Origin of the sequence: Brevundimonas fontaquae, assembly GCF_017086445.1 — a bacterium.
In the GTDB taxonomy this organism is placed as follows: domain Bacteria; phylum Pseudomonadota; class Alphaproteobacteria; order Caulobacterales; family Caulobacteraceae; genus Brevundimonas; species Brevundimonas fontaquae.
The window spans coordinates 2604154-2624114 of record NZ_CP070968.1; the positions used below are offsets into that span (position 1 = coordinate 2604154).

A 19961-nucleotide genomic window follows, 5' to 3' on the forward strand; every position below is an offset into this window, starting at 1 on the left:
GGTCAGATGACGAAGTCGTACACCACATCGGCCAGGGTGTGATCCATGGTGCGGGCCGGTTCGGCGTTGGTCGGGCAGTTGACCAGCCGGGCCGGCACCCCCGCCACGGTACAGCCGGACGGCACAGCCTTCAGCACCACCGAGCCGGACGCCACCTTGGCGTAGTCGCCGACATGGATATTGCCCAGCACCTTTGCCCCGGCGCCCAGCAGGACGCCCTTGCCGATCTTGGGATGGCGGTCGCCGCGCTCGGCGCCCGTCCCGCCCAGGGTCACCCCGTGCAGCATCGACACGTCGTCGCCGACCACCGCCGTCTCGCCGATCACGATGCCCGTGCCGTGATCCAGAAACAGCCCCTTGCCCATCTGCGCGGCCGGATGGATGTCCAGCTGGAACAGTTCGGAAATCCGGCTCTGGAAGTGGAAGGCCAGCGTTTCGCGCCCCTGTCCCCACAGCCAGTGCGCCACGCGCCAGCCCTGTAGGGCCTGGAAGCCTTTGAAATACAGGAAGGGTTGCAACAGGTTGCGGATCGCCGGGTCGCGTTCGGCCACAGCCTGCAGATCGGCCTCCGCCGCCTCGACCATCGACGGATCGGCCTTGAACGCCGACAGGCAGACCTCGCGCACCGACATGGCGCTCATCTCGCCGTCCGCCAGCTTGCGCGCGATCTGGAAGCTCAGCGCGCCCGCCAGGTCGTCGTGCGACAGGATCACCGCATTCATCTGCGAGCCCAGTTGCGGCTCCTCGCGCGACGCCGCTTCGGCCGAGGCGCGCAGCTGACGCCACACGCTGTCCATTTTGAGTTCTGCGACGACTTCCAGCTTGGCCATGACCGGCTCCTTCGGCGACATCATACGCGCCCCAGCAAGGCGCGCGCCAGCGCCTCGGGCAGTTCGCCGTTCATCGCCATATGATAGGCCTTGTAGGCCGTCGCCACCGTCAGGCTGTCGCGCACCGTTCCCCGCCCGATCTCGTCCAGCAGATCCAGGAACGGCACGCGCACCACGGCGATGATCTCGGTGGGATCGGGATCGGTCGGCGCGGGCGACAGGCCCCACGCGATCCAGGTCATGCCGATCTCGTCGGTGATGGAGTTCGACATCTCGACCTTCAGCGCCGGCAGCCAGTGTTCAGCCTGCAATCCCGCCTCCTCGGCCAGTTCGCGCCGGATGCCGTCGAACGGATCCTCGTCCAGCGGCGCGCCGCCTTCGGGCATTTCCCAGCTGTAGTTGGCGTGGGCGAACCGCTGCTGGCCCACCAGTGTCACCGTCCCGTCCTCGTGAACAGGCAGGACGCCGGTCCCGACGTTCTTGAACCGCACGACGGCATAGTCGGCCTTCATCCCGGTCGGGGCCGTCGCCGGATGCCGGGTCAGGGCCATCCACGGGCTGTCGAAAACCGTCTCGGTTCCGTCGCTGCGCCAGGCCGGCGGCTTCACCAGCCCCTCGGCCCATTTCGGTTCGTCGGATTTGCGCATGAGCCACCTATGGCGAAGACGCGGATGAAAGCCTAGCTAGACGGCATGGTCGCGCTCAACGAACCCTTGCCCCCACCCGTTCCGTCCAAAGATTTTCGCGACCGCCTGGCCCAGCGGCGCTCCGCCCCGGCCCAGGCCCTGGTCGCGCCCGGCCCGTCCGAGGCCGAACTGGACGAGATCCTGACCCTGGGCGCCCGCACGCCCGACCACGGCAAGCTGTTCCCGTGGCGGTTCGTCGTCCTGGGTCCGCAATCGCGCGCCGAGATCGCCGCACGCCTCGCCGTGTTGGTCGAACGCCGCAACGGTCCGGCCAAGGATCAGGCGGTGCTGGCCAAGCTGACCGCCGCGCCCGTCACCATTCTGGTCGTCTCGACGCCGGTCGAAGGGTCCAAGCCGATCTGGGAGCAACAGCTGTCGGCCGGCGCCGTCTGCATGAACCTGGAACACGCGGCTTCCGGCTTCGGCTATTCGTCCAGCTGGATCACCGACTGGTATAGCTATGACCCGCAAGGCGTCGCCCTGTTCGGCCTGACCGAGGGCGAGAGCGTCGCCGGCTTCATCCACATCGGCACGCTGAACGAACCCGCGCTGGAACGCCCGCGTCCCGACATGGCCGCCAAGGTCACACGCCTGCCGTAAGCGGGTGACATAAGGTCGCCCTACGTCGGTTTGACCTCGACCGACCCCGCCTTCCTCCCCCAAGGCCTTCGTATGGATTCCCTGTTGCAAGCCGTGGGCGATTTCGTCGCCCGCAACCATATGTGGGCCGGCGTCATGCTGGGCCTGGTCGTGTTCGTCGAGTCGCTGGCGGTCGTCGGCGCCTTCGTGCCCGCCACCGGCCTGCTGGTCGCGGCGGGCGGTCTGATCGCGGCCGGCGTGCTGGACCCCGTCAATGTCATCGTCGGTTGCGTCATCGGCGCGGTGATCGGCGACGCCATCTCCTACTGGGCCGGACGTCGACTGGGCGTGCGCTTCCTCCAGCGCCCGATGTTCAAGGCGCACCGCCGCCGCATCGCCTGGACGCGCCTGTACTGCCGTCGCTACGGCGTCATGTCGATCTTCGTCGGCCGCTTCTTCGGCCCCTTGCGCGCCTTCGTGCCGCTGACGCTGGGCATGCTCAGGATGCGTCAGCGCGCCTTCCAGTTCGGCAATGTCACATCCGGGATCGTCTGGGTGCTGGCCATGCTGGCGCCGGGCTATCTCGCCGCCCAAGGCCTGGCGAAGATGGAAGTTCTCAGCGAGGCCCACGGCCCCACCCTGCTGATCGGCGGCCTCGCCGTCACCATCCTGGTCGTCGCAGTCGTCTATCGACTGGTGAAGGCCCGCATGAGCCGCAAGTCCGCCATCATGCGCGGGGCGCTACAGGGACGCTGACCTCCTCTTCCGGTCGGTGCACCAACGAGACCCACACCACCGCGCTTCAGCCCGAACCACAGGAACTCATAGGCATGACGCCGCGCCGCGACAGGTGCGGCGACGAATGCAGCCTAATGTCCGAAACTGACATTTCCCCTTGGATATCAGTTCTTAATCTCTCCCAGGGCAAGCTTCGCCGAACATTTGGAGAATAAGATGTCGTGCGTTGGCTGTAAGGATGGGGCGGGGTTTGACCTGCCGATCACCATGGCGTTCCAGCCGATCGTCGATGTGACGACCCAGACGGTCTTCGCCTACGAGGCCCTGGTGCGGGGCAAGGACGGCCGAGGCGCGGGCCAGGTTCTGTCGCATATCTCCCACGACAACCGCTATGCCTTCGATCAGCTGTGCCGCACGACCGCCATCGATCTCGCCGCCGGTCTGGATATGACGGCGGGCGGCGCCAGCCTGTCGATCAACTTCCTGCCCAACGCCGTCTATGAGCCGCGCGCCTGCATTCGCGCCACCCTGGCGGCGGCGATGCGCACCAACTTCCCGGTGGATCGGATCATCTTCGAATTCACCGAGAGCGAGGTGATGGACACCGACCACATCCTCAACATCCTGCGCTCCTATCGCGCCATGGGCTTCAAGACCGCCATCGACGACTTCGGCGCCGGCTATGCAGGGTTGGGTCTGCTCAGCGTATTCCAGCCCGACATCGTCAAACTGGACATGGCCCTGGTTCGCGACATCGACACCAACACGGTCAAGCGCACAATCGTGCGCCACACGCTGAACATGCTGCGGGATCTGGGCATCCAGCCGGTCTGCGAGGGCATCGAAACCTTGGACGAACACGATGCCCTGCGCGATCTCGGCGTCGATCTGATGCAGGGATATCTGCTGGCGAAGCCGGCGTTGGAAGCCTTGTCGCCTGTCGCCTGGCCTAGCCAGGCTGCGCCTGTGGCCCTCAGCGCCTGATCGACACGCGCCCGCCGCTGAACAGCGGACGCGCGACCTCTGACTATCCCCGCCCGCGATAGGTCGGCACGCCCTGGTCCGGCAGCCACAGCCCCTCGGGCGGCGCACCGGTCTGCCAGAAGACGTCGATCGGGATGCCGCCGCGCGGATACCAGTATCCGCCGATCCTCAGCCACTTGGGTTCAAGCAGGTCGGCCAGCTTGCGGCCGATGGCGACGGTGCAGTCCTCGTGGAAGGCGCCGTGATTGCGGAAGCTGGTCAGATACAGCTTCAGGCTCTTGGACTCGACCAGCCAGTTGCCCGGCGCATAGTCGATGACGATGTGGGCGAAATCCGGCTGGCCCGTCACCGGGCACAGGCTGGTGAACTCCGGCGCCGTGAACCGGGCCAGATACAGCGTGTCCGCATGCGGGTTCGGCACCCGCTCCAACACCGCCGTCTCGGGACTGGTCGGTGCGGCGGTCTGGACGCCGAGCTGGCTGAGGTTGTCGGTGTAGTGGGTCATGCCGGGCATTTAGGCGCTTGCGGCCGGCTTGAAAATCCTCCCCCATCGGGGGAGGGGGACCGCGAAGCGGTGGAGGGGGCCGGCCGCGTATGCGGTCCATGACGGCAATGACCTATGCACCCAAGCGAACCGTCGCCCGCGCCCGCGCCCGCGACCTGCGCCGCGCAATGACCCTGCCGGAAGTTCTGCTCTGGCAGCAGATCAGAAGCCGCCGGCTCGACGGCATTCGCTTTCGGCGCCAGCACCCCATCGGTCCGTACATTCTGGACTTCTATTGCGAGGACGCCCGCCTCGCGGTCGAGGTGGACGGCGAAAGCCATTCCTTAGCAGAGGCCGTCGCGCATGATCGACAGCGGACCGAGTGGCTCAATACGCGCGGCATTTCGGTCCTGCGTATTCCGGCGCGCGATGTTTTGAGCGAACTGGCTGCCGTGGTGGACCAAATTCATCGGCAGGTGCGTGATCAGCCCCCTCCACCGCTTCGCGGTCCCCCTCCCCCGGTGGGGGAGGATTGAGACGGGCCAGCCATCCCAATCCCGGACCGCTTCCCTCGCCCTTTCAACGCCTTCGCGGCGACCAGCGTCAATCGACCGACCCTACGCCCGAACCGTCGTATGATGGCCGGTTTTCACCCGCCGTCGCCGCCTGCCCGCTTTCACCCCGCCTCCGACCCGAGATTAGACGAATTAGACTCATTTTTTCGCGCCACCGTCTGAAATCCCCCCGATTGCCTTCCCCGGCGACAGCCCGCTAAGCGTAGCGAAAGAAAACCAAAGGAGACGTCCGTGGCCATTCCCGCTTCGCTGCAAAAAGGTCTGATCCTGCCGATCATTTCGGCGCCCATGTTCCTGGTGTCCGGACCAGACCTGGTGGTCGAGGCCTGCAATGCGGGCGTGATCGGCACCTTCCCGTCGCTGAACCAGCGCACGACCGAGGGCTATCGCGAGTGGATTCATGAGATCAAAAGCCGGCTGAAGCCCGAGGCCGCGGCTTTCGGCGTCAACCACATCGTTCATCCGACCAACCCCCGGCTGATGGCCGATATGATGGTGTCGGTGGAGGAGAAGGTGCCGCTGATCATCACCTCCCTGGGCGCCGTGCGCGACGTGGTCGACGCGGTCCATGGCTACGGCGGTCAGGTCTTCCATGACATCGCCAACATTCGCCATGCGCGAAAGGCGGCCGAGGCGGGCGTCGATGGTCTGATCCTGGTCGCCAACGGCGCGGGCGGCCATGCGGGCATCATCAACCCCTTCGCCCTGGTCAATGAGGTTCGCAGCTTCTTCAAGGGGACCATCATCCTGTCGGGCGCGCTCTCGACGGGTCAGGATGTAGCGGCCGCCCTGATGCTGGGCGCCGACTTCGCCTATATGGGCACGCGCTTCATCAACACGACCGAGGCCATGGCCGCCGACGCCTACAAGCAGATGGTCATCGACAGCGGCGCGACCGACATCGTCCACACGCCCGCCGTGTCCGGCATCCCTGCCAACTTCATGAGCAAGTCGCTGATCGAGAACGGCATCGACCCTAAGACCTTGCCAGAGCACAAGCTGGACATGGGCGACGAGGCCAAGGCCTGGAAGACCGTCTGGTCCGCCGGCCAGGGCGCGGGCGCCATCCACGACGTCCTGCCGACCGCCGAACTGGTCGCGCGCCTGCGACAAGAGTTCGCTCAGGCCACGGAGGAATTCGCCATCAAGGCCGGAGCACGCTAAAGGCGGCGCAAATCCGCACCTCGCGCGTTGGAGCCGCCATGATCCGCACGACCATCCTCGCCGCCCTGTCCGTTTCCGCGCTCGCCGTCGCCTTGCCGGCCGCCGCCCAGTCGGCGCCTGCCGCACGCGACGCCTGGTCCTTCGAACTGGGCGCGGGCACGGACAACCGCTCCAAGGATGCATCCAAGTCCGGCAACGACGGCTACGCCTTCGGCTCGGCGACCTGGGAAAGCGCGGACGGCCTGTTCTACGTCGGCCCCGGCTTCCAGACGATCCAGGCCGGCGGCTCCAACGTCGAGGCCGAGTTCGTGGTCGGCTATCAGCCCGAGGCCTTCGGTTATCGGTTCGACTTCAACGTCGCCTACAAGAACCGCCTCGACGCCGAAGCCGGCTATGATCAGGACGCCTGGGAGATCACCGGCAACGCCAGCCGCTCGATCGGCCCGGCCAGCGCGCGGCTGCAGGTCCAGTATTCGCCCGACGCCGCCGGCTCGACCGACAGCTTCACCTGGGTCGAGGGCCGCCTGGGCTGGGACTTCACGCCCCAGCTGAACGGCACGGTCGCCGTCGGTCGTCGCGAACAGAACGGCGCGCCCGATTACACCGGCTGGAACGCCGGCGTGACCTACGCCCTCACCGACGACCTGGAGCTGGACCTGCGCTACTACGACACCGACGCCCACACCTTCGGCGAACAGTATGAGGACGCCCTGGTCGCCAAGGTCGCCTACGCCTTCTGATCGCCAGCCCCTTGCGTAACGGTTGTCGGGCGCCCATCTACGTCTGGTCGATCTCTCTGCGTAACGCCGCTGCTCCCTTTGCATCACGCACCGAGGTCCAAAAGCCGATCCCATTCAGACCCGACAGGCCGACCAGGGATCCCTCCCTGCGGTCAACGCCAGACGGAGGTCTCCAAATGGCTACCGGCACTGTAAAATGGTACAACCCCACCAAAGGCTACGGCTTCATCGCGCCTGATGACGGCGGCAAGGACGTCTTCGTCCACGCCTCGGCTGTCGAAACCTCGAGCGTCGGCTCGCTGAACGAAGGCCAGAAGATTTCCTACGAAATCGAGCGCGATTCGCGCTCCGGCAAAGAGTCCGCCGGTCGCCTTACGGCGGCGGAGTAGGACACGCTCCACGCGTCCAACACGAACGAGCCGGCCCCGACCAGGGCCGGCGTGATCGCCTTCGACGGCGAGGTCATCAAACTGATGCCGCTCGGCGGCCGTCGCGTTCGCCTGGACAACGGCCACCTGATCACAGTCCTGCCCTCGCTGGGCGCCCAGACGGGCGTCTCGCTGCTGGGCGACCGCGTGACGGTGGAAATCGCCTTCAATCAGCTGAAGGGCTGGCGCCTCTCGCGCCGGCCCTGAGGCTTCTGCATACGGATGCCGACATGACCCCGCTCGCCGACATGATCCCCGCGATGACCGACGCCGACCTGACGACGCTGCGCGCCAACGCCGCCCGCCTGGTCGAACACGGCGCCTCGACTCAGGTCATGGCCGCCAGCGACATCATCCCGGTCATCGACACCGAAATGGCCCGCCGCGCGGCCCTGCCCAAGCCCGCAAAGGCCCCGGTCAAGCGCGCCGCCCCCAAGAAGAAGCTGCCGCCGGTCACCGGCCACCAGACAGCCCTTCCCTCCAGCTGAGATCAGCCCAGAGCCTGATCCAGATCCGCGATCAGGTCCTCGACATTCTCGACCCCGACCGACAGCCGGATCAGGTTGTCGGTCACGCCGCCCGCCTCGCGAACCTCTTTGGGCACGCTGGCGTGGGTCATGATGGCCGGGTGGTTCACCAGGCTTTCAACCCCGCCTAGCGATTCCGCCAGGGTGAAGACCTGAACCCGCTCCAGCACGCGCTTGGTGCGCTCCAGATCGCCCTCCAGGATCACCGTCACCATCCCCCCAAAGCCGCCGTGCATCTGGCGCGCGGCCAGCTCATGCTGAGGGTGGGCGATCAGGCCGGGATAGATCACCTTGGCGATCCCCGCGCGCGTCTCCAGCCAGCGCGCGATGGTCAGCGCGTTCTCGCAGTGCGCCTTCATCCGCAGCGCCAGGGTCTTCAAGCCCCGGTTGGCCAGGAAGGCGTCGAACGGCCCCATGATGCCGCCGACCGAGTTTTGCAGGAACTTGATCCGCGTCGCCAGCTCGGCGTCGGCCGTCACCAGCACCCCGCCGATAATGTCCGAATGGCCGTTCAGGTATTTGGTCGCCGAGTGCATCACCACGTCCGCCCCCAGGCTCAGCGGCTGCTGGCAGAAGGGGGTGGCAAAGGTGTTGTCCACGACCAGCAGCAGCCCATGCGCCTTGGCCACCTTCGACAGGGCGGCGATGTCGGCCAGCTTCATCAGGGGATTGGTGGGCGTCTCGACCCACAGCATCTTGGTCTTGGGCGTGATCGCCGCCTCGACCGCCGCGATGTCGCTCAGGTCCACATAGGCGAAGTCCAGCCCCATGGTTCGCCGACGCACCCGCTCGAACAGTCGCCACGAGCCGCCGTACAGGTCGTCGCCCGTGACGATGTGATCGCCCGCATCCAGCAACTCCAACGCCGTCGAGGTCGCCGCCATGCCCGAGCCGAAGCCGAACCCGTGCGTGCCGCCCTCCAGGTCGGCGATACAGGCCTCGAACGCCTCGCGCGTCGGGTTCTTGCCCCGCGCATACTCATAACCCTTGTTCACGCCTGGGCTTTCCTGGGCGTAGGTCGAGGTGGCGTAGATCGGCGTCATCACCGCGCCCGTCGTCGGGTCAGGATGTTGGCCCGAATGGATGGCGCGGGTCGAAAAGCCCTGGCTGTTCTTCTTGTCGCTCATGGACTTACCGGTTCAGGCTGAGGTGGTTGATCAGGTCGGTGCGGGTGATCAGGCCGACGAACCGCTCGCCGTCCAGCACGATGGCCACGCGGTCGCGGTCGAAGACAGGGATCAGGGCGTCCAGCGGTTCATTGACCTGAAGCGTGTCCAGATCGCGCGTCATGGCCGAGGCCACCGGCTTGGCGAACCGTTCTTTCCGCGTGATCTCGTCAGTGTTCATGATGCGGATCAGGTCGCTTTCGTCCAGAATCCCGACCAGCCGGCCGTCTTCGATGATCGGCAGTTGCGATACGTCGGCGCCCTTCATCCGCTTGAAGGCGGTGTCCAGGGTATCGCCCGGCCCGGCGACGACGACGTCGCCCTTCTCGTATTTGCGGTTGATCAGGTCCGACAGGTCGCCGTGCAGCTCGCGCTCTCCCAAGCCCTGATCCGCCAGCCAGGCGTCGTTATAGACTTTGGACAGATATTTGGCCCCAGTGTCGCAGACGAAGGTCACGCAGGTCTTGGGCTCGGTCTGCTCGCGGCACCAGCGCAGGGCCGAGGCGATCAGGGTGCCGGACGACGAGCCGGCCAGGATGCCTTCCTTCAGCAGCAGTTCGCGCGCCGTGGCGATCGCCTCGGCGTCGGGGATCGAATAGGCCTTGTCGATCAGGCTCATGTCCGCCGTATCGGGCACGAAGTTCTGGCCGATTCCCTCGACGGTGTAGCTGCCTTCCGGCCCCGGCACGCCGTCGTTGACGATGCCGGCGAGGGTCGAGCCGACCGGATCCGCCAGGATGATCTGGGCCTTCGAGCCAACGCTCTTCAGAAACTGCGCCGTGCCGGTGATGGTGCCGCCCGAGCCGATGCCGGCGACGAAGGCGTCGATGTCGCCGCCCGTCTGCTCCCAGATTTCGGGGCCCGTCGTCTTCACATGGGCCTCGGCGTTGGCGGCGTTGGCGAACTGGTTGACGTAGAAGCCGCCGGGAATGCCCTGGGCCAGACGCTCGGCCATGTCGGTGTAATATTCCGGATGGCCATGCGGGACGTCCGAACGCGTCAGACGAACATCGGCGCCCATCGCCCTGAGATGCTGGATCTTTTCCTTGGACATCTTGTCCGGGATGACCAGAAGCACCTTATATCCCCTGGCCCGACCGACCAGCGTCAGCGCCAGGCCGGTGTTTCCCGCCGTCGCCTCCACGATGGTGCCGCCCTCCTTAAGGAAGCCTTCGCGCTCGGCGGCGTCCAGCATCGAGATGGCGATCCTGTCCTTGATCGAACCGCCGGGATTCTGGGACTCCAGCTTCAGCAGCAGGCGGCACGGGCCGGTGTCGATCTTCGTCACCTCCACCATCGGCGTCTTGCCGATCAGATCCAGCGGCGACGAGACGGTCGCGCTCAGGGCGGGGGCGGTCAGGGACATCGAAAACTCCATTCGGGGCGGGCGGAAGCTGAAGCCCCGCCTTCACGTGGTCAACTCACGCAAGATTTGACCCCTCAAGATTTACTCAAGGGCGCGGTTCCGCGCTACGAAAGACATAATGACCAAATCATCCAAGAGGCCGCCCGCCGGTCTCCCCGACAAAGACACCCTCGTCGCCTTCCTGCGCGAAGCCGGATCGGCCGAGAAGACCGACATCGCGCGCCATTTCGGACTGAAAGGCGGCGACCGCCGGGCCCTGCGCGAAATGATCCGCGAGCTGGAAGCCGAAGGGCGCCTGGGCAAACGCGGTCGCAAGGGCTTTTCCGAAGCCGGCGCCCTGCCCCCCGTCGGCGTCTCGGATGTGATCGAACGCGACGGGGATGGCGAACTGTATGTGCGCCTGGTCGAGGCCAGTCCCGACGCCCCGCGCGCCATTCTGATGCCTGACAAGTCCAAGGCCGCACCTGGCCTGGGCGACCGCGTGCTGGTGAAATTTCAGCGCGGCGACGAGGGTTGGGAAGCCCGGCTGATCAAGAAGCTGGACGTGGGGACCAATCGCGTCTTGGGCGTGATCCGCAAGTCAGCGCGCGAAACTCGCGTCGAGCCGGTCGATCGCCGCTCCAAGGACGTACTGCTGGTGCCTCAGGCCCAGTCCGGCGACCTGCGTGACGGCGACCTGGTTCTGGCCGCGATTGAGAAAGGCGACCAACGCTATGGTCCCAAGCGCGGCAAGATCCTCGAGCACATCGGCAAGGAGGATGATCCCCGCGCCGCCTCCCTGATCGCCATCCATGCCCACGGCGTCCCGACCGGCTTCTCCGAAGCGGTCGAACGCGAGGCCGAGGATCAGGCCCTGCCGACTCTGAAGGGGCGCGAGGACCTGCGCGAGGTTCCCTTCATCACCATCGACCCCGCCGATGCGCGCGACCACGACGACGCCGTCTATGCGGCGCGCGACGAGGATCCGAAGAATGAGGGCGGGTGGATCGTCTGGGTCGCCATCGCCGACGTCGCCGCCTATGTCCGCCCCGGCAGCCAGTTGGACCGCGAGGCGCGCGACAAAGGCAACTCGACCTATTTCCCCGATCGCGTCGAGCCGATGCTGCCGGAGGTGTTGTCGAACGGTCTGTGCAGCCTGAAGGAGGGTGAGAACCGCGCCTGTCTCGCCGTGCGGATGGTCTTCGACAAGGACGGCCGAAAGACCGGACATCGGTTCGTGCGCGGTTTAATGCGGTCGCACGCCAAGCTCAGCTACGAGCAGGCGCAGGCCGCCATTGATGGGCAAACTGACGACACGACCGGCCCGATCATGGAGGCCATCCTCTATCCGCTGTGGAACGCCTATCACGCCATGCTGAAGGGCCGGCTCAAGCGCAGCCCGCTGCAGATCGAATCGGCCGAACGCCGCATCCGCATGGCGCCCGATGGCGGCATCGCCTCCATCGAAAAGCGCGCTTCGCTGGAGGCGCACCGGCTGATCGAAGAGATGATGATCCAGGCCAACGTCTGCGCCGCCGAAACGCTGGAGCAGAAGAAGACGCCGCTGATCTATCGCGTCCACGATGCGCCCAGTCAGGAGAAGATCTTCAACCTGGCGGACTTCCTGTCGACCATCGGCAAGCCCTGGAACAAGGGTGAGCCCGGCACGACCAAGCGGTTCAACAAGCTGCTGGACGAGACCCGAGACACCGAACACGCCGATGTCGTCAACGAGGTGGTCCTGCGCAGCCAGATGCAGGCGATCTACAGCCCCGAGAACATCGGCCACTTCGGCCTGAACCTGGATCGCTACGCCCACTTCACCTCGCCGATCCGGCGTTACTCCGACCTGATCGTCCACCGCGGCCTTATCCGGGCGCTGAATCTGGGCAAGGACGGGCTGACCGACCGCGAGATCGCCGAACTGCCGGCCATCGCCGAAGGCGTGACCATGACCGAGCGCCGGTCGATGGCCGCCGAGCGCGATGCCATGGACCGCTATATCGCCGCCTATCTGGAAGACCACGTCGGCGCGACGTTCGCCGGGCGGATCACCGGCGTGACGCGGTTCGGCCTGTTCATTCGTCTGGAGGACACGGGCGCGGACGGCCTGGTGCCCGTCTCCACGCTCGGCAGCGAATACTTCACCCACGACGACCGCGCCCACGCCCTGGTCGGCGAACGCACGGGTAAACGCTTCACCCTGGGCCGGATGGTCGAGGTTAAGCTGCGCGAGGCCACGCCCGTTACCGGCGGCCTGGTGTTCGAAATGCTCAGCGAGCCCGAACCCCGCGATCCCAACGCCCCGGCCCCACGCTACGGCATTCGCGGACGCGGCGGTGACGGCCCGCCGATACGTAGCAAAAACCGCCCCGGCGGCCCCAAGCCCCGCAACGGCTCCAAACCCTCCGGCGGCCTGAAGGGCGTGAGGAAGGGCAAGCGCAAGTGACCCCTTTCGACGCCGCTCAGGATCTGGCCGACGCCCCGCGTGTCGGCGGGGCTCAGCGGCCGAAGGATGCGGCGACGCTGATCCTGACGCGCGGCCGCGATCGGCCAGAGGTGCTGATGGGGCGTCGCGCGCCGGGCCATGTGTTCATGGCGTCGAAATGGGTGTTTCCGGGTGGGCGGATCGATCGCAGCGACTTCACCGCCGCCGCCATGGGTGAGTTGCTGGGCGAGGTTGCGCGGCGGCTGGAAGGCGAACTGCCCGCTCGGCGTGCGCGCGCCCTGGCCCTGACGGCGGTGCGTGAGACGTTCGAGGAGACAGGGCTGATTCTGGGGCGGCCGGCGCCCCGCGCCTCCGTCGCCGGCCCGTGGCGCGAGTATCGCCAAGCGGGCGCCCTGCCCGATCTGTCGGTTCTGTCCTATATCGCGCGGGCCATTACGCCGCCGGGCCGGACCCGCCGGTTCGACGCCCGGTTCTTCATGGCCCCAGCTGAGGCCTTGCTGAGCCCGGAGCCGACCGCAGGGTCGGGCGAACTGGACGAGATCGCCTGGCTGCCCTTGGACGAGGCGCGCGCGCTGGACCTGCCGGCCATCACCCGTTTCGTGCTGGGGGAGTTGGCCGAGCGGTTGGAACACCCGAACCGCCCCCTGCCCTTCGTGCGGATGGTGCGGGGTCGGCACACGGTCGAACACAGGGACTGAAATGGCCGGAACGACGATCACCCTGCGCCTGACGATCGCCGATCCGGTCGATGGCGTCGCCTACAGCCTGCAGGACAAGGCGAACATGCCGGTTGAGCCGCGCATCGCCAGCGCCGACCCGATCAGCTTCGACGCGCCCGTCACCCTGTCCGAGGATGACCGCCTGACCGGCCCCTTCGTGCGGCGCAAGGGCGCAACGCGGCGGTTCGTCTATATCGCGATCGGCACGTCGGCAGGCCAGCACGCCAGCGAATGGAGCCGACGCGCCAAGATCGACGTCCACGACATTCCCGCCGATCTGCTGGCCCAGGCACGCCAAGGCGAGGTGCTGGAAGTCGTCCTGCCCGGCCGCGCCAAGGACGGCGGTCCCGCCTGCGCCACCGTGCGACCGATCCGGACCTGGCGCGCAGTCTGACCCTAGCCAGCCATCGGCTTGGTCAGGTCGAACTCGACGCGGAAATGCCGGTTGGGACGACGCAGTTCGTAGGCGAACACCCAGTCGGGATGAACCTCCATCGCCCAGACATTGGTCGTCGAGACGGCCGCGTCGTTTTCGTTGAACAGGACGATCGATTCGGCGTCGACCGGGAATTCCTGACGCTCGGCCGTGCCGGCGTTGACCGTATCGCCGCCATACCAATGCAGCACGTCGGTCGTGCCGTCCGCATGTCGGTGATCGTGCTTCAGCCGAAGGCCCGTGTCGGTCTTGGTCACGACCCAGGTGCGCGAACGATCCGACCCCACGGCGAAGGGAATACGCACCTCGTCCGGCGAACAGTCGCGGACCTGCATGACCAGCCGCTCGCTGGCGAACCTGGCGTCGGCGGCGTCGGTGGTGACGACACGGCCTTCGAATCGTTGGCCGCACAGGGCGTTCAAGCGCGCCAGGAAATCGTCCTGGGACTGAGCCGGATCGGCCGTTGCAACGCCGACGCATGACAAGGCCATCAGGGCCGCAGCGGCCAGCAGGGATGCGATTTTCATGCGGTCAGACTATATGTGCGTTCCGCCTCATCAACGTGGCATCGCGCCCGTTGACTTTGGGTCGATCCTGAGTATGTTCCGCGCCTCTTATTTTAAGCGGCTTTCGCCGTCGCAGAGGTAATTCCGATGGCCAAACCGGCTTCCATCAAGATCCGCCTGAACTCCACGGCCGACACCGGCTTCTTCTATGTCACCAAGAAGAACGCCCGCACCATGACCGAGAAAATGGTCGTCAAGAAGTACGACCCGGTCGTGCGCAAGCACGTCGAGTTCAAGGAAGGCAAGATCAAGTAAGTCCTTGATCCGCTGAGAATTGAAAACGCCCGGCTGGTCTCCAGCCGGGCGTTTTTCGTTGTCTGGACACTGGCTCACGCCGCCTTGGCGATGACCCGGTTGCGGCCGGCGGCCTTGGCCTCATAGACCCCTTCGTCGGCGCGTTTCAGCAGGCCTTCGGGCGTATCGCCGTCGCCGGTCGTGGCGGCCACGCCGATCGAGATGGTGATGGTGATCTGCTCCTTGCCGCCCATCACACGGAACGGCGCGGAGGCGACGTCGCGGCGAATCCGTTCGGCGACACGGCCGGCGTCTTCCAGACTGGCGCCCGGCATGACCACCACGAACTCCTCGCCGCCCATGCGACACGGCAGGTCCACGGCCCGGACATTGGTGGCCAGGCGCACGGCGAACTCCACCAGCACCTCATCGCCAGCGTCGTGGCCGAAGCTGTCGTTGACCGACTTGAAGTGGTCGATGTCCAGAACCAGCACGGCCACCTGAGCGCCGCCCTGGACCGCACGACCCACGAGCGCCTGCAACTGGCCGGTCATGTAGCGCCGGTTGTGCAGGCCGGTCAGGGCGTCGGTGACGGCCATTTCCATGCTGCTGTCCAGCTTCTGGCGCAGGAAGTCGGTGTAGCGTTTGCGACGGATCTGGGTGCGAACTCGCGCCGACAGTTCTTCGGTATCGACTGGGCGCGGCAGGATGTCGGCGGCGCCCAGTTCCAGCGCCTTGATCATGCGCGGCCGTTCGGTCGGCTCCACGATCGCCAGGATCGGCGCGCGGCGGGCATCGCCCGACTTGGCCTGGGCGACGATCCGAAGGCCGTCGAAGCTGGCGGCGGCGACGTTGACGATGATCAAATCCAGCGCGCCCTTGGCCGCGACCAGCGCCGCCTCGGGATCGGTTTCGATTGTGACGCGATGTTCGCTCCCCAGTTCCTGGGCGATCTTCTCGGCCTGACGCTGGTCGTCATCGACGATTAGAACCCGCCCGCCCTCGCTGCGCAGCCGCGCGGCATTGTCCGAATCGACGCCCAGGCGACGGCCGCTTTCCTCGCGCTCGCGCAGTTCGTCCATGACATGCTTCAGCCGCGTCAGCGACTTGACCCGCGCGAACAGGATGACGTCGTCGATAGGCTTGGTCAGGAAGTCGTCGGCGCCGGCCTCAAGCCCCTTGATCCGATCCTCGCGCCCGTCCAGCGCCGTGACCAGCACAACGGGGATATGGCGCGTCTCCGCCTGGGCCTTCAGCCGTCGGCACGTCTCGAACCCGTCCATGCCAGGCATCATGACGTCAAGCAGGATCAGGTCCGGCTGGTGCTCGGCGGCGATGGTCAGGGCCGACAGGCCGTCGTTGCAGGTCAGCACATCGTAATATTCGATGGTCAGCTTGGCTTCGAGCAGGCGGACATTCACGTCCACATCGTCGACGACGAGGATACGGGCGCTCATCCGAGGTGCTGCCGGATGGTTTCAAGGAAATGCATGACCGAGATCGGCTTGGAGATATAGGCCTCGCAGCCGCCCTGACGGATCCGCTCCTCGTCGCCCTTCATGGCGAATGCGGTGACGGCGATGACGGGGATGTGGTTCAGCTCCTCGTCGTCCTTCAGCCATTTGGTGACCTCCAGGCCCGAGATTTCAGGCAACTGGATATCCATCAGGATCAGGTCGGGATGGTGGGCGCGCGCCAGGGCGAGCGCCTGCAAGCCCTCGCGGGTCTGCAGGGTCTCATAGCCCTGGGAATCGAGCAGATCATGAAAAAGCTTCATGTTCAGCTCGTTATCCTCGACGATGAGGACTTTCTTGGACATCATCACCTGACCTGCGCGCCCCTCGAACGCGGGACGCCTCGTTGGTCGCATTCGTAGGCGCCCAGTCTTAAGTTGGGGTGAAGCCAACCTTACGGAGACCTTAAGCGTGGCCATCAAGGCCATCTGCCGCGACTGCCTGTGGACCGGCGAAGATCCCGCCGGGCCGCGCGAGAACCGCTGTCCGGCGTGCGGATCGCGGCGCGTGGTCGCGGACGCCGAACTGGACCAGTTGTCGATCGCCCACATGGACTGCGACGCCTTCTACGCCTCGGTGGAGAAGCGTGACCGGCCCGAACTGCGCGACAAGCCGGTGATCGTCGGCGGCGGAAAGCGCGGCGTGGTCTCCACCGCCTGCTACGTCGCGCGCCAGTATGGCGTCGGCTCGGCCATGCCGATGTTCAAGGCGCTGAAGGCCTGTCCCGAGGCCGTTGTGATCAGGCCGGACTTCACCAAATACGTCTTCGAATCGCAGCGCATTCTGGGGGCGTTGGGGCAGCTGACGCCCTTGATCCAGCCCTTGTCGCTGGATGAGGCCTGGGTCGATCTGTCGGGCACAGAGCGGCTGAACGGCGGACCGCCCGCGCTACAGCTGATCCGGTTCCAAAAGCAAATCGAGGAGGAAACCGGCCTGACCGTCTCCATCGGCCTGGCGCCCAACCGTTTCCTGGCCAAGATGGCGTCGGAAATGGACAAGCCGCGCGGCTTCTCCGTGGTCGGCGCCGCCAATGCGCAGGGCCTGCTGGCGCCGCGCCCCGTCACCGCCCTGCCCGGCGTCGGGCCTGTGTTCGGCAAGGCATTGCGCAGCGACGGCTATTCGACCATCGGTGATCTGGCGCGGGCCGACTTGCGCGACTTGGTCAAACGCTACGGCGAATCCGGTCTGCGCCTGCACGATTTGGCCCACGCCCGCGACGCGCGCGCCGTGAACCCCGAGCGCGACCGCAAGGGAATGAGCGCCGAAACCACCTTCAACGAAGACCTGACGTCGGCCGAGGCGCTGGAGGCCGAGCTATGGCCCCTGTGCGAGAAGCTGGCGGCCAAGGCTCGGCGCGACGGGGTCGCTAGCCGGGTGCTGGTGCTTAAGCTGCGCCGCACCGACTTCAAGATCGTGACCCGACGCGTCACCCTGCCCGATCCGGTGCAGACCGCGCGCGCCCTGTTCGCCGCGGGGCGCGATCTGCTGAAGCCCGAGCTGGGCCGCCCCTATCGCCTGATCGGCATCGGCATGGCGGACGTGCAGGACGCGGAGGACGCACCCGCCGGCCTTTTCCAGACCACCGAGACCCGGGCATTGAAGACAGAGCGCGCCATCGATGTGCTGCGCGAGAAGTTCGGCAAGGACGCGGTGGTGGCGGGCCGTGCGCTGAAGCCGTAGGACAGGGCATGGATCTCGCCAAACGCGCCTATGACCACGGCTTCCGCCTGGACCCGATCGTCCGCAGCCTGCTGGACACGGACTTCTACAAGCTGCTGATGCTGCAGATGATCTGGCGCGAGCATCGCGACGTTCCGGTCGTCTTCCAGGTCATCAACCGCACCAAGGCTGTGCGTCTGGCCGACGAGATCGATATCGACGCGCTGCGCGAACAGCTGGATCACGCCCGCACCTTGCGGTTCACCAACAAGGAACTGGTCTGGCTGGCGGGCAACAGCTTTTATGGCGTGAAGCAGATCTTCTCGCCCGACTTCATCGCCTGGCTGACTGATTATCGCCTGCCGGACTATGACCTTTCGGTTCAGGACGGGCAGTATGTGCTGACCTTCTCGGGCGCCTGGGCCGAGGTGACGCTGTGGGAAATCCCGGCGCTGGCGATCCTGAACGAGCTGCGCTGCAGGGTCGGGATGCGACGGCTGGGCCGGTTCGAGCTGGACATCCTGTATTCGCGCGCCAAGACGCGGCTGTGGTCCAAGGTCGAGCGGCTGCGGCTCTTGCCCGACCTCGCCCTGTCCGACTTCGGCACGCGGCGGCGGCATGGCTTCCTGTGGCAACGCTGGTGCATTCAGGCGTTGAAGGAAGGGCTGGGCAAATCCTTCATCGGCACGTCCAACGTCCTGCACGCCATGGAGAACGACCTGGAGGCCATCGGCACCAACGGCCACGAACTGCCCATGGTTGTGGCGGCCCTGGCGCCCGACGACGCGGCGCTGGCCCAGGTTCCCTATGCGGTGCTGGACGAATGGCGCAGGCACTATGCGGGCAATCTGCTGATCGTCTTGCCTGACGCCTTCGGCACGGAGGCGTTTCTGGACCAGGCGCCCGACTGGGTGGCGGACTGGACCGGGTTCCGTCCCGACTCGGCCCCGCCCATCCCGGCCGGCGACCGCCTGATCGACTGGTGGCGCGCGCATGGGCGCGATCCGAAGGAAAAGCTGCTGATCTTCTCGGACGGGATGGACATCGACGGGATCGAGGCGACCCACGCCCATTTCCACAGTCGCGCGCGTCTCAGCTTCGGCTGGGGCACCAATCTGACCAATGATTTCCGCGACTGTTCGCCCGCCTTCGCGCCGGAACTGGAGCCGATCTCGCTCGTCTGCAAGGTGGTCGATGCCGGCGGTCGCCCCGCCGTCAAACTGTCGGACAATCCGGCGAAAGCGGTCGGCGATCCCGGCGAGATCGAGCGCTATCGCCGTGTGTTCGGCGTGCGCGGTCTGACGGCCCACCCCGTCACGGTCTGAAACCCGGCCTTAAGCCCATCGTGCGACAAGGCGGGCATGAGCGTCATTCTCGACAAGATGCGTCGCCGCGCCGGCCGCTATCTCGATGTCCGTCCTGCCGACGTGCGGCCCGCGCGCGGCGTCCTCAGCCTGTCGTTCGACGACATCCCGGCTTCGGCCTGGACCGAGGCCGGACCGATCCTGGCCCAGCACGGGGTCAAGGCGACCTATTATGTCTGCGGCGACCTGTCGGGGGGTCGCAATCTGGACCTGCCCCAGTTTGAGGTGGAGCACCTGCAAGCCCTCCATGAGGCCGGGCACGAAGTCGGATGCCACACCTATGAGCATGTCTCGACCCTGACCCTGTCGCCGACCGAACTGGACGCCAGCTTGGCCCGAAACGCCGCCTGGGTGGCCGAGCGGCTGGATGGCTATCAGATGCAGACCTTCGCCTATCCCTTCGGCGATTGCGCCCTCGGATCGAAAGCCGTGATCGACAAACGTTTCCTGTGCGGGCGCGGCGTACGCGACGGGATCAACGCCGGGCGTTCGGATCGCAATCTGCTGCAAGCCATCGGCCTGGAAAGCCGTCGACTGCCCGGCTACGACCTGGAGGCGCTAGTGGCGGAGACGGCTTCATCCAAAGGATGGCTGATCGCCTATGGCCACGACGTCAGCGACACGCCGACGCCTTACGGCTGTCGTCCCGAAGACATCGATAGATTGATCCGACTGGCCAATGCGGCCGACTTGGACATCCAGCCGGTCGCGGCGGCGTGGCGGATGGCGACACATTAAAACACGTCACCCTCGGGCTTGACCCGAGGGCCGGAG

Annotated in this window: 24 protein-coding genes; 16 read left to right on the forward strand and 8 right to left on the reverse strand. The window is 66.2% G+C overall.

Annotated elements, in window-relative coordinates; genetic code table 11:
* Positions 1–2 precede the first annotated feature (2 nt).
* Positions 3–830 (reverse strand): serine O-acetyltransferase, encoded by an 828-nt coding sequence (gene cysE, locus JX001_RS12705; RefSeq protein WP_205681280.1) that lies wholly within the window; start codon positions 828–830, stop codon positions 3–5.
* 20 nt (positions 831–850) lie between these two features.
* Positions 851–1477: an NUDIX domain-containing protein gene (locus JX001_RS12710; protein WP_205681281.1), complete on the reverse strand. Its 627-nt coding sequence runs from the start codon at positions 1475–1477 to the stop codon at positions 851–853.
* A gap of 45 nt (positions 1478–1522) precedes the next feature.
* Between JX001_RS12710 and JX001_RS12715 the strand changes: the two genes are divergently transcribed.
* The 3 genes from JX001_RS12715 to JX001_RS12725 all read left to right on the forward strand — a co-directional run bounded on the left by JX001_RS12715 (position 1523) and on the right by JX001_RS12725 (position 3817).
* Positions 1523–2116 (forward strand): nitroreductase family protein, encoded by a 594-nt coding sequence (locus JX001_RS12715; protein WP_205681282.1) that lies wholly within the window; start codon positions 1523–1525, stop codon positions 2114–2116.
* 72 nt (positions 2117–2188) lie between these two features.
* Positions 2189–2851 carry a DedA family protein gene (locus tag JX001_RS12720; protein ID WP_205681283.1) on the forward strand — a complete coding sequence of 221 codons (663 nt, stop codon included), beginning with the start codon at positions 2189–2191 and terminating at the stop codon, positions 2849–2851.
* Positions 2852–3049: 198 nt separating this feature from the next.
* The gene (locus tag JX001_RS12725) at positions 3050–3817 is read left to right on the forward strand and encodes an EAL domain-containing protein (RefSeq protein ID WP_205681284.1); all 768 of its coding nucleotides are present in this window, start codon (positions 3050–3052) and stop codon (positions 3815–3817) included.
* A gap of 43 nt (positions 3818–3860) precedes the next feature.
* On the opposite strand, the gene queF is transcribed toward JX001_RS12725, so the two are convergent.
* Positions 3861–4322: a preQ(1) synthase gene (gene queF / locus JX001_RS12730; RefSeq protein WP_205681285.1), complete on the reverse strand. Its 462-nt coding sequence runs from the start codon at positions 4320–4322 to the stop codon at positions 3861–3863.
* Between the two features lie 107 nt (positions 4323–4429).
* On the opposite strand from queF, the gene JX001_RS12735 reads away from it, so the two are divergent.
* The 6 genes from JX001_RS12735 to JX001_RS12760 all read left to right on the forward strand — a co-directional run bounded on the left by JX001_RS12735 (position 4430) and on the right by JX001_RS12760 (position 7696).
* A complete protein-coding gene (locus JX001_RS12735) occupies positions 4430–4837 on the forward strand; it encodes an endonuclease domain-containing protein (protein WP_205681286.1) in 408 nt (135 codons plus the stop codon).
* Positions 4838–5107: 270 nt separating this feature from the next.
* Entirely contained in the window at positions 5108–6040 is a 933-nt protein-coding gene (locus tag JX001_RS12740) for an NAD(P)H-dependent flavin oxidoreductase (protein ID WP_017504659.1), read from the forward strand.
* 38 nt (positions 6041–6078) lie between these two features.
* Positions 6079–6780 carry a TorF family putative porin gene (locus tag JX001_RS12745; protein WP_205681287.1) on the forward strand — a complete coding sequence of 234 codons (702 nt, stop codon included), beginning with the start codon at positions 6079–6081 and terminating at the stop codon, positions 6778–6780.
* 176 nt (positions 6781–6956) lie between these two features.
* Positions 6957–7169 (forward strand): cold-shock protein, encoded by a 213-nt coding sequence (locus JX001_RS12750; RefSeq protein WP_008260450.1) that lies wholly within the window; start codon positions 6957–6959, stop codon positions 7167–7169.
* Positions 7170–7220: 51 nt separating this feature from the next.
* Positions 7221–7415, forward strand: a complete 195-nt coding sequence (locus JX001_RS12755; RefSeq protein WP_205681288.1) for a S1 domain-containing protein — start codon at positions 7221–7223, stop codon at positions 7413–7415.
* Positions 7416–7438: 23 nt separating this feature from the next.
* Positions 7439–7696: a hypothetical protein gene (locus JX001_RS12760; protein ID WP_055754797.1), complete on the forward strand. Its 258-nt coding sequence runs from the start codon at positions 7439–7441 to the stop codon at positions 7694–7696.
* Between the two features lie 2 nt (positions 7697–7698).
* On the opposite strand, the gene JX001_RS12765 is transcribed toward JX001_RS12760, so the two are convergent.
* Positions 7699–8862, reverse strand: a complete 1164-nt coding sequence (locus tag JX001_RS12765) for a cystathionine gamma-synthase (RefSeq protein WP_205681289.1) — start codon at positions 8860–8862, stop codon at positions 7699–7701.
* 4 nt (positions 8863–8866) lie between these two features.
* Positions 8867–10267 carry a pyridoxal-phosphate dependent enzyme gene (locus tag JX001_RS12770; protein WP_205681290.1) on the reverse strand — a complete coding sequence of 467 codons (1401 nt, stop codon included), beginning with the start codon at positions 10265–10267 and terminating at the stop codon, positions 8867–8869.
* A 118-nt stretch (positions 10268–10385) separates the two neighbouring features.
* On the opposite strand from JX001_RS12770, the gene rnr reads away from it, so the two are divergent.
* From rnr to JX001_RS12785, 3 genes are read left to right on the forward strand one after another with little or no spacing between them, the layout of a single operon-like run.
* Positions 10386–12695, forward strand: a complete 2310-nt coding sequence (gene rnr / locus JX001_RS12775) for a ribonuclease R (protein ID WP_205681291.1) — start codon at positions 10386–10388, stop codon at positions 12693–12695.
* Entirely contained in the window at positions 12692–13393 is a 702-nt protein-coding gene (locus JX001_RS12780; protein ID WP_205681292.1) for an NUDIX hydrolase, read from the forward strand. The genes rnr and JX001_RS12780 overlap by 4 nt, the downstream gene beginning before the upstream one ends.
* Position 13394: 1 nt before the next feature.
* The gene (locus tag JX001_RS12785) at positions 13395–13808 is read left to right on the forward strand and encodes a DUF5990 family protein (protein WP_205681293.1); all 414 of its coding nucleotides are present in this window, start codon (positions 13395–13397) and stop codon (positions 13806–13808) included.
* Positions 13809–13810: 2 nt separating this feature from the next.
* Here the strand turns inward: JX001_RS12785 and JX001_RS12790 are convergent, their stop codons facing one another.
* The gene (locus tag JX001_RS12790; RefSeq protein WP_205681294.1) at positions 13811–14377 is read right to left on the reverse strand and encodes a hypothetical protein; all 567 of its coding nucleotides are present in this window, start codon (positions 14375–14377) and stop codon (positions 13811–13813) included.
* 126 nt (positions 14378–14503) lie between these two features.
* On the opposite strand from JX001_RS12790, the gene rpmG reads away from it, so the two are divergent.
* Positions 14504–14671, forward strand: coding sequence for a 50S ribosomal protein L33 (gene rpmG / locus JX001_RS12795; protein WP_003164451.1), 168 nt, complete (start codon positions 14504–14506; stop codon positions 14669–14671).
* A 74-nt stretch (positions 14672–14745) separates the two neighbouring features.
* Here rpmG and JX001_RS12800 read toward each other — a convergent pair whose 3' ends face one another.
* A complete protein-coding gene (locus JX001_RS12800; RefSeq protein ID WP_205681295.1) occupies positions 14746–16107 on the reverse strand; it encodes a PleD family two-component system response regulator in 1362 nt (453 codons plus the stop codon).
* On the reverse strand, positions 16104–16469 hold the full coding sequence (locus tag JX001_RS12805; protein WP_164952723.1) for a response regulator: 366 nt from the start codon (positions 16467–16469) through the stop codon (positions 16104–16106). The genes JX001_RS12800 and JX001_RS12805 overlap by 4 nt, the downstream gene beginning before the upstream one ends.
* Before the next feature lie 106 nt (positions 16470–16575).
* On the opposite strand from JX001_RS12805, the gene JX001_RS12810 reads away from it, so the two are divergent.
* Genes JX001_RS12810 through JX001_RS12820 form a run of 3 tightly spaced genes read left to right on the forward strand, consistent with a single transcriptional unit; the run spans position 16576 to position 19925 of the window.
* The gene (locus JX001_RS12810; protein ID WP_205681296.1) at positions 16576–17844 is read left to right on the forward strand and encodes a DNA polymerase IV; all 1269 of its coding nucleotides are present in this window, start codon (positions 16576–16578) and stop codon (positions 17842–17844) included.
* An 8-nt stretch (positions 17845–17852) separates the two neighbouring features.
* On the forward strand, positions 17853–19148 hold the full coding sequence (gene pncB, locus JX001_RS12815; RefSeq protein WP_205681297.1) for a nicotinate phosphoribosyltransferase: 1296 nt from the start codon (positions 17853–17855) through the stop codon (positions 19146–19148).
* Positions 19149–19184: 36 nt separating this feature from the next.
* A complete protein-coding gene (locus JX001_RS12820; protein ID WP_205681298.1) occupies positions 19185–19925 on the forward strand; it encodes a polysaccharide deacetylase family protein in 741 nt (246 codons plus the stop codon).
* Positions 19926–19961 lie beyond the last annotated feature (36 nt).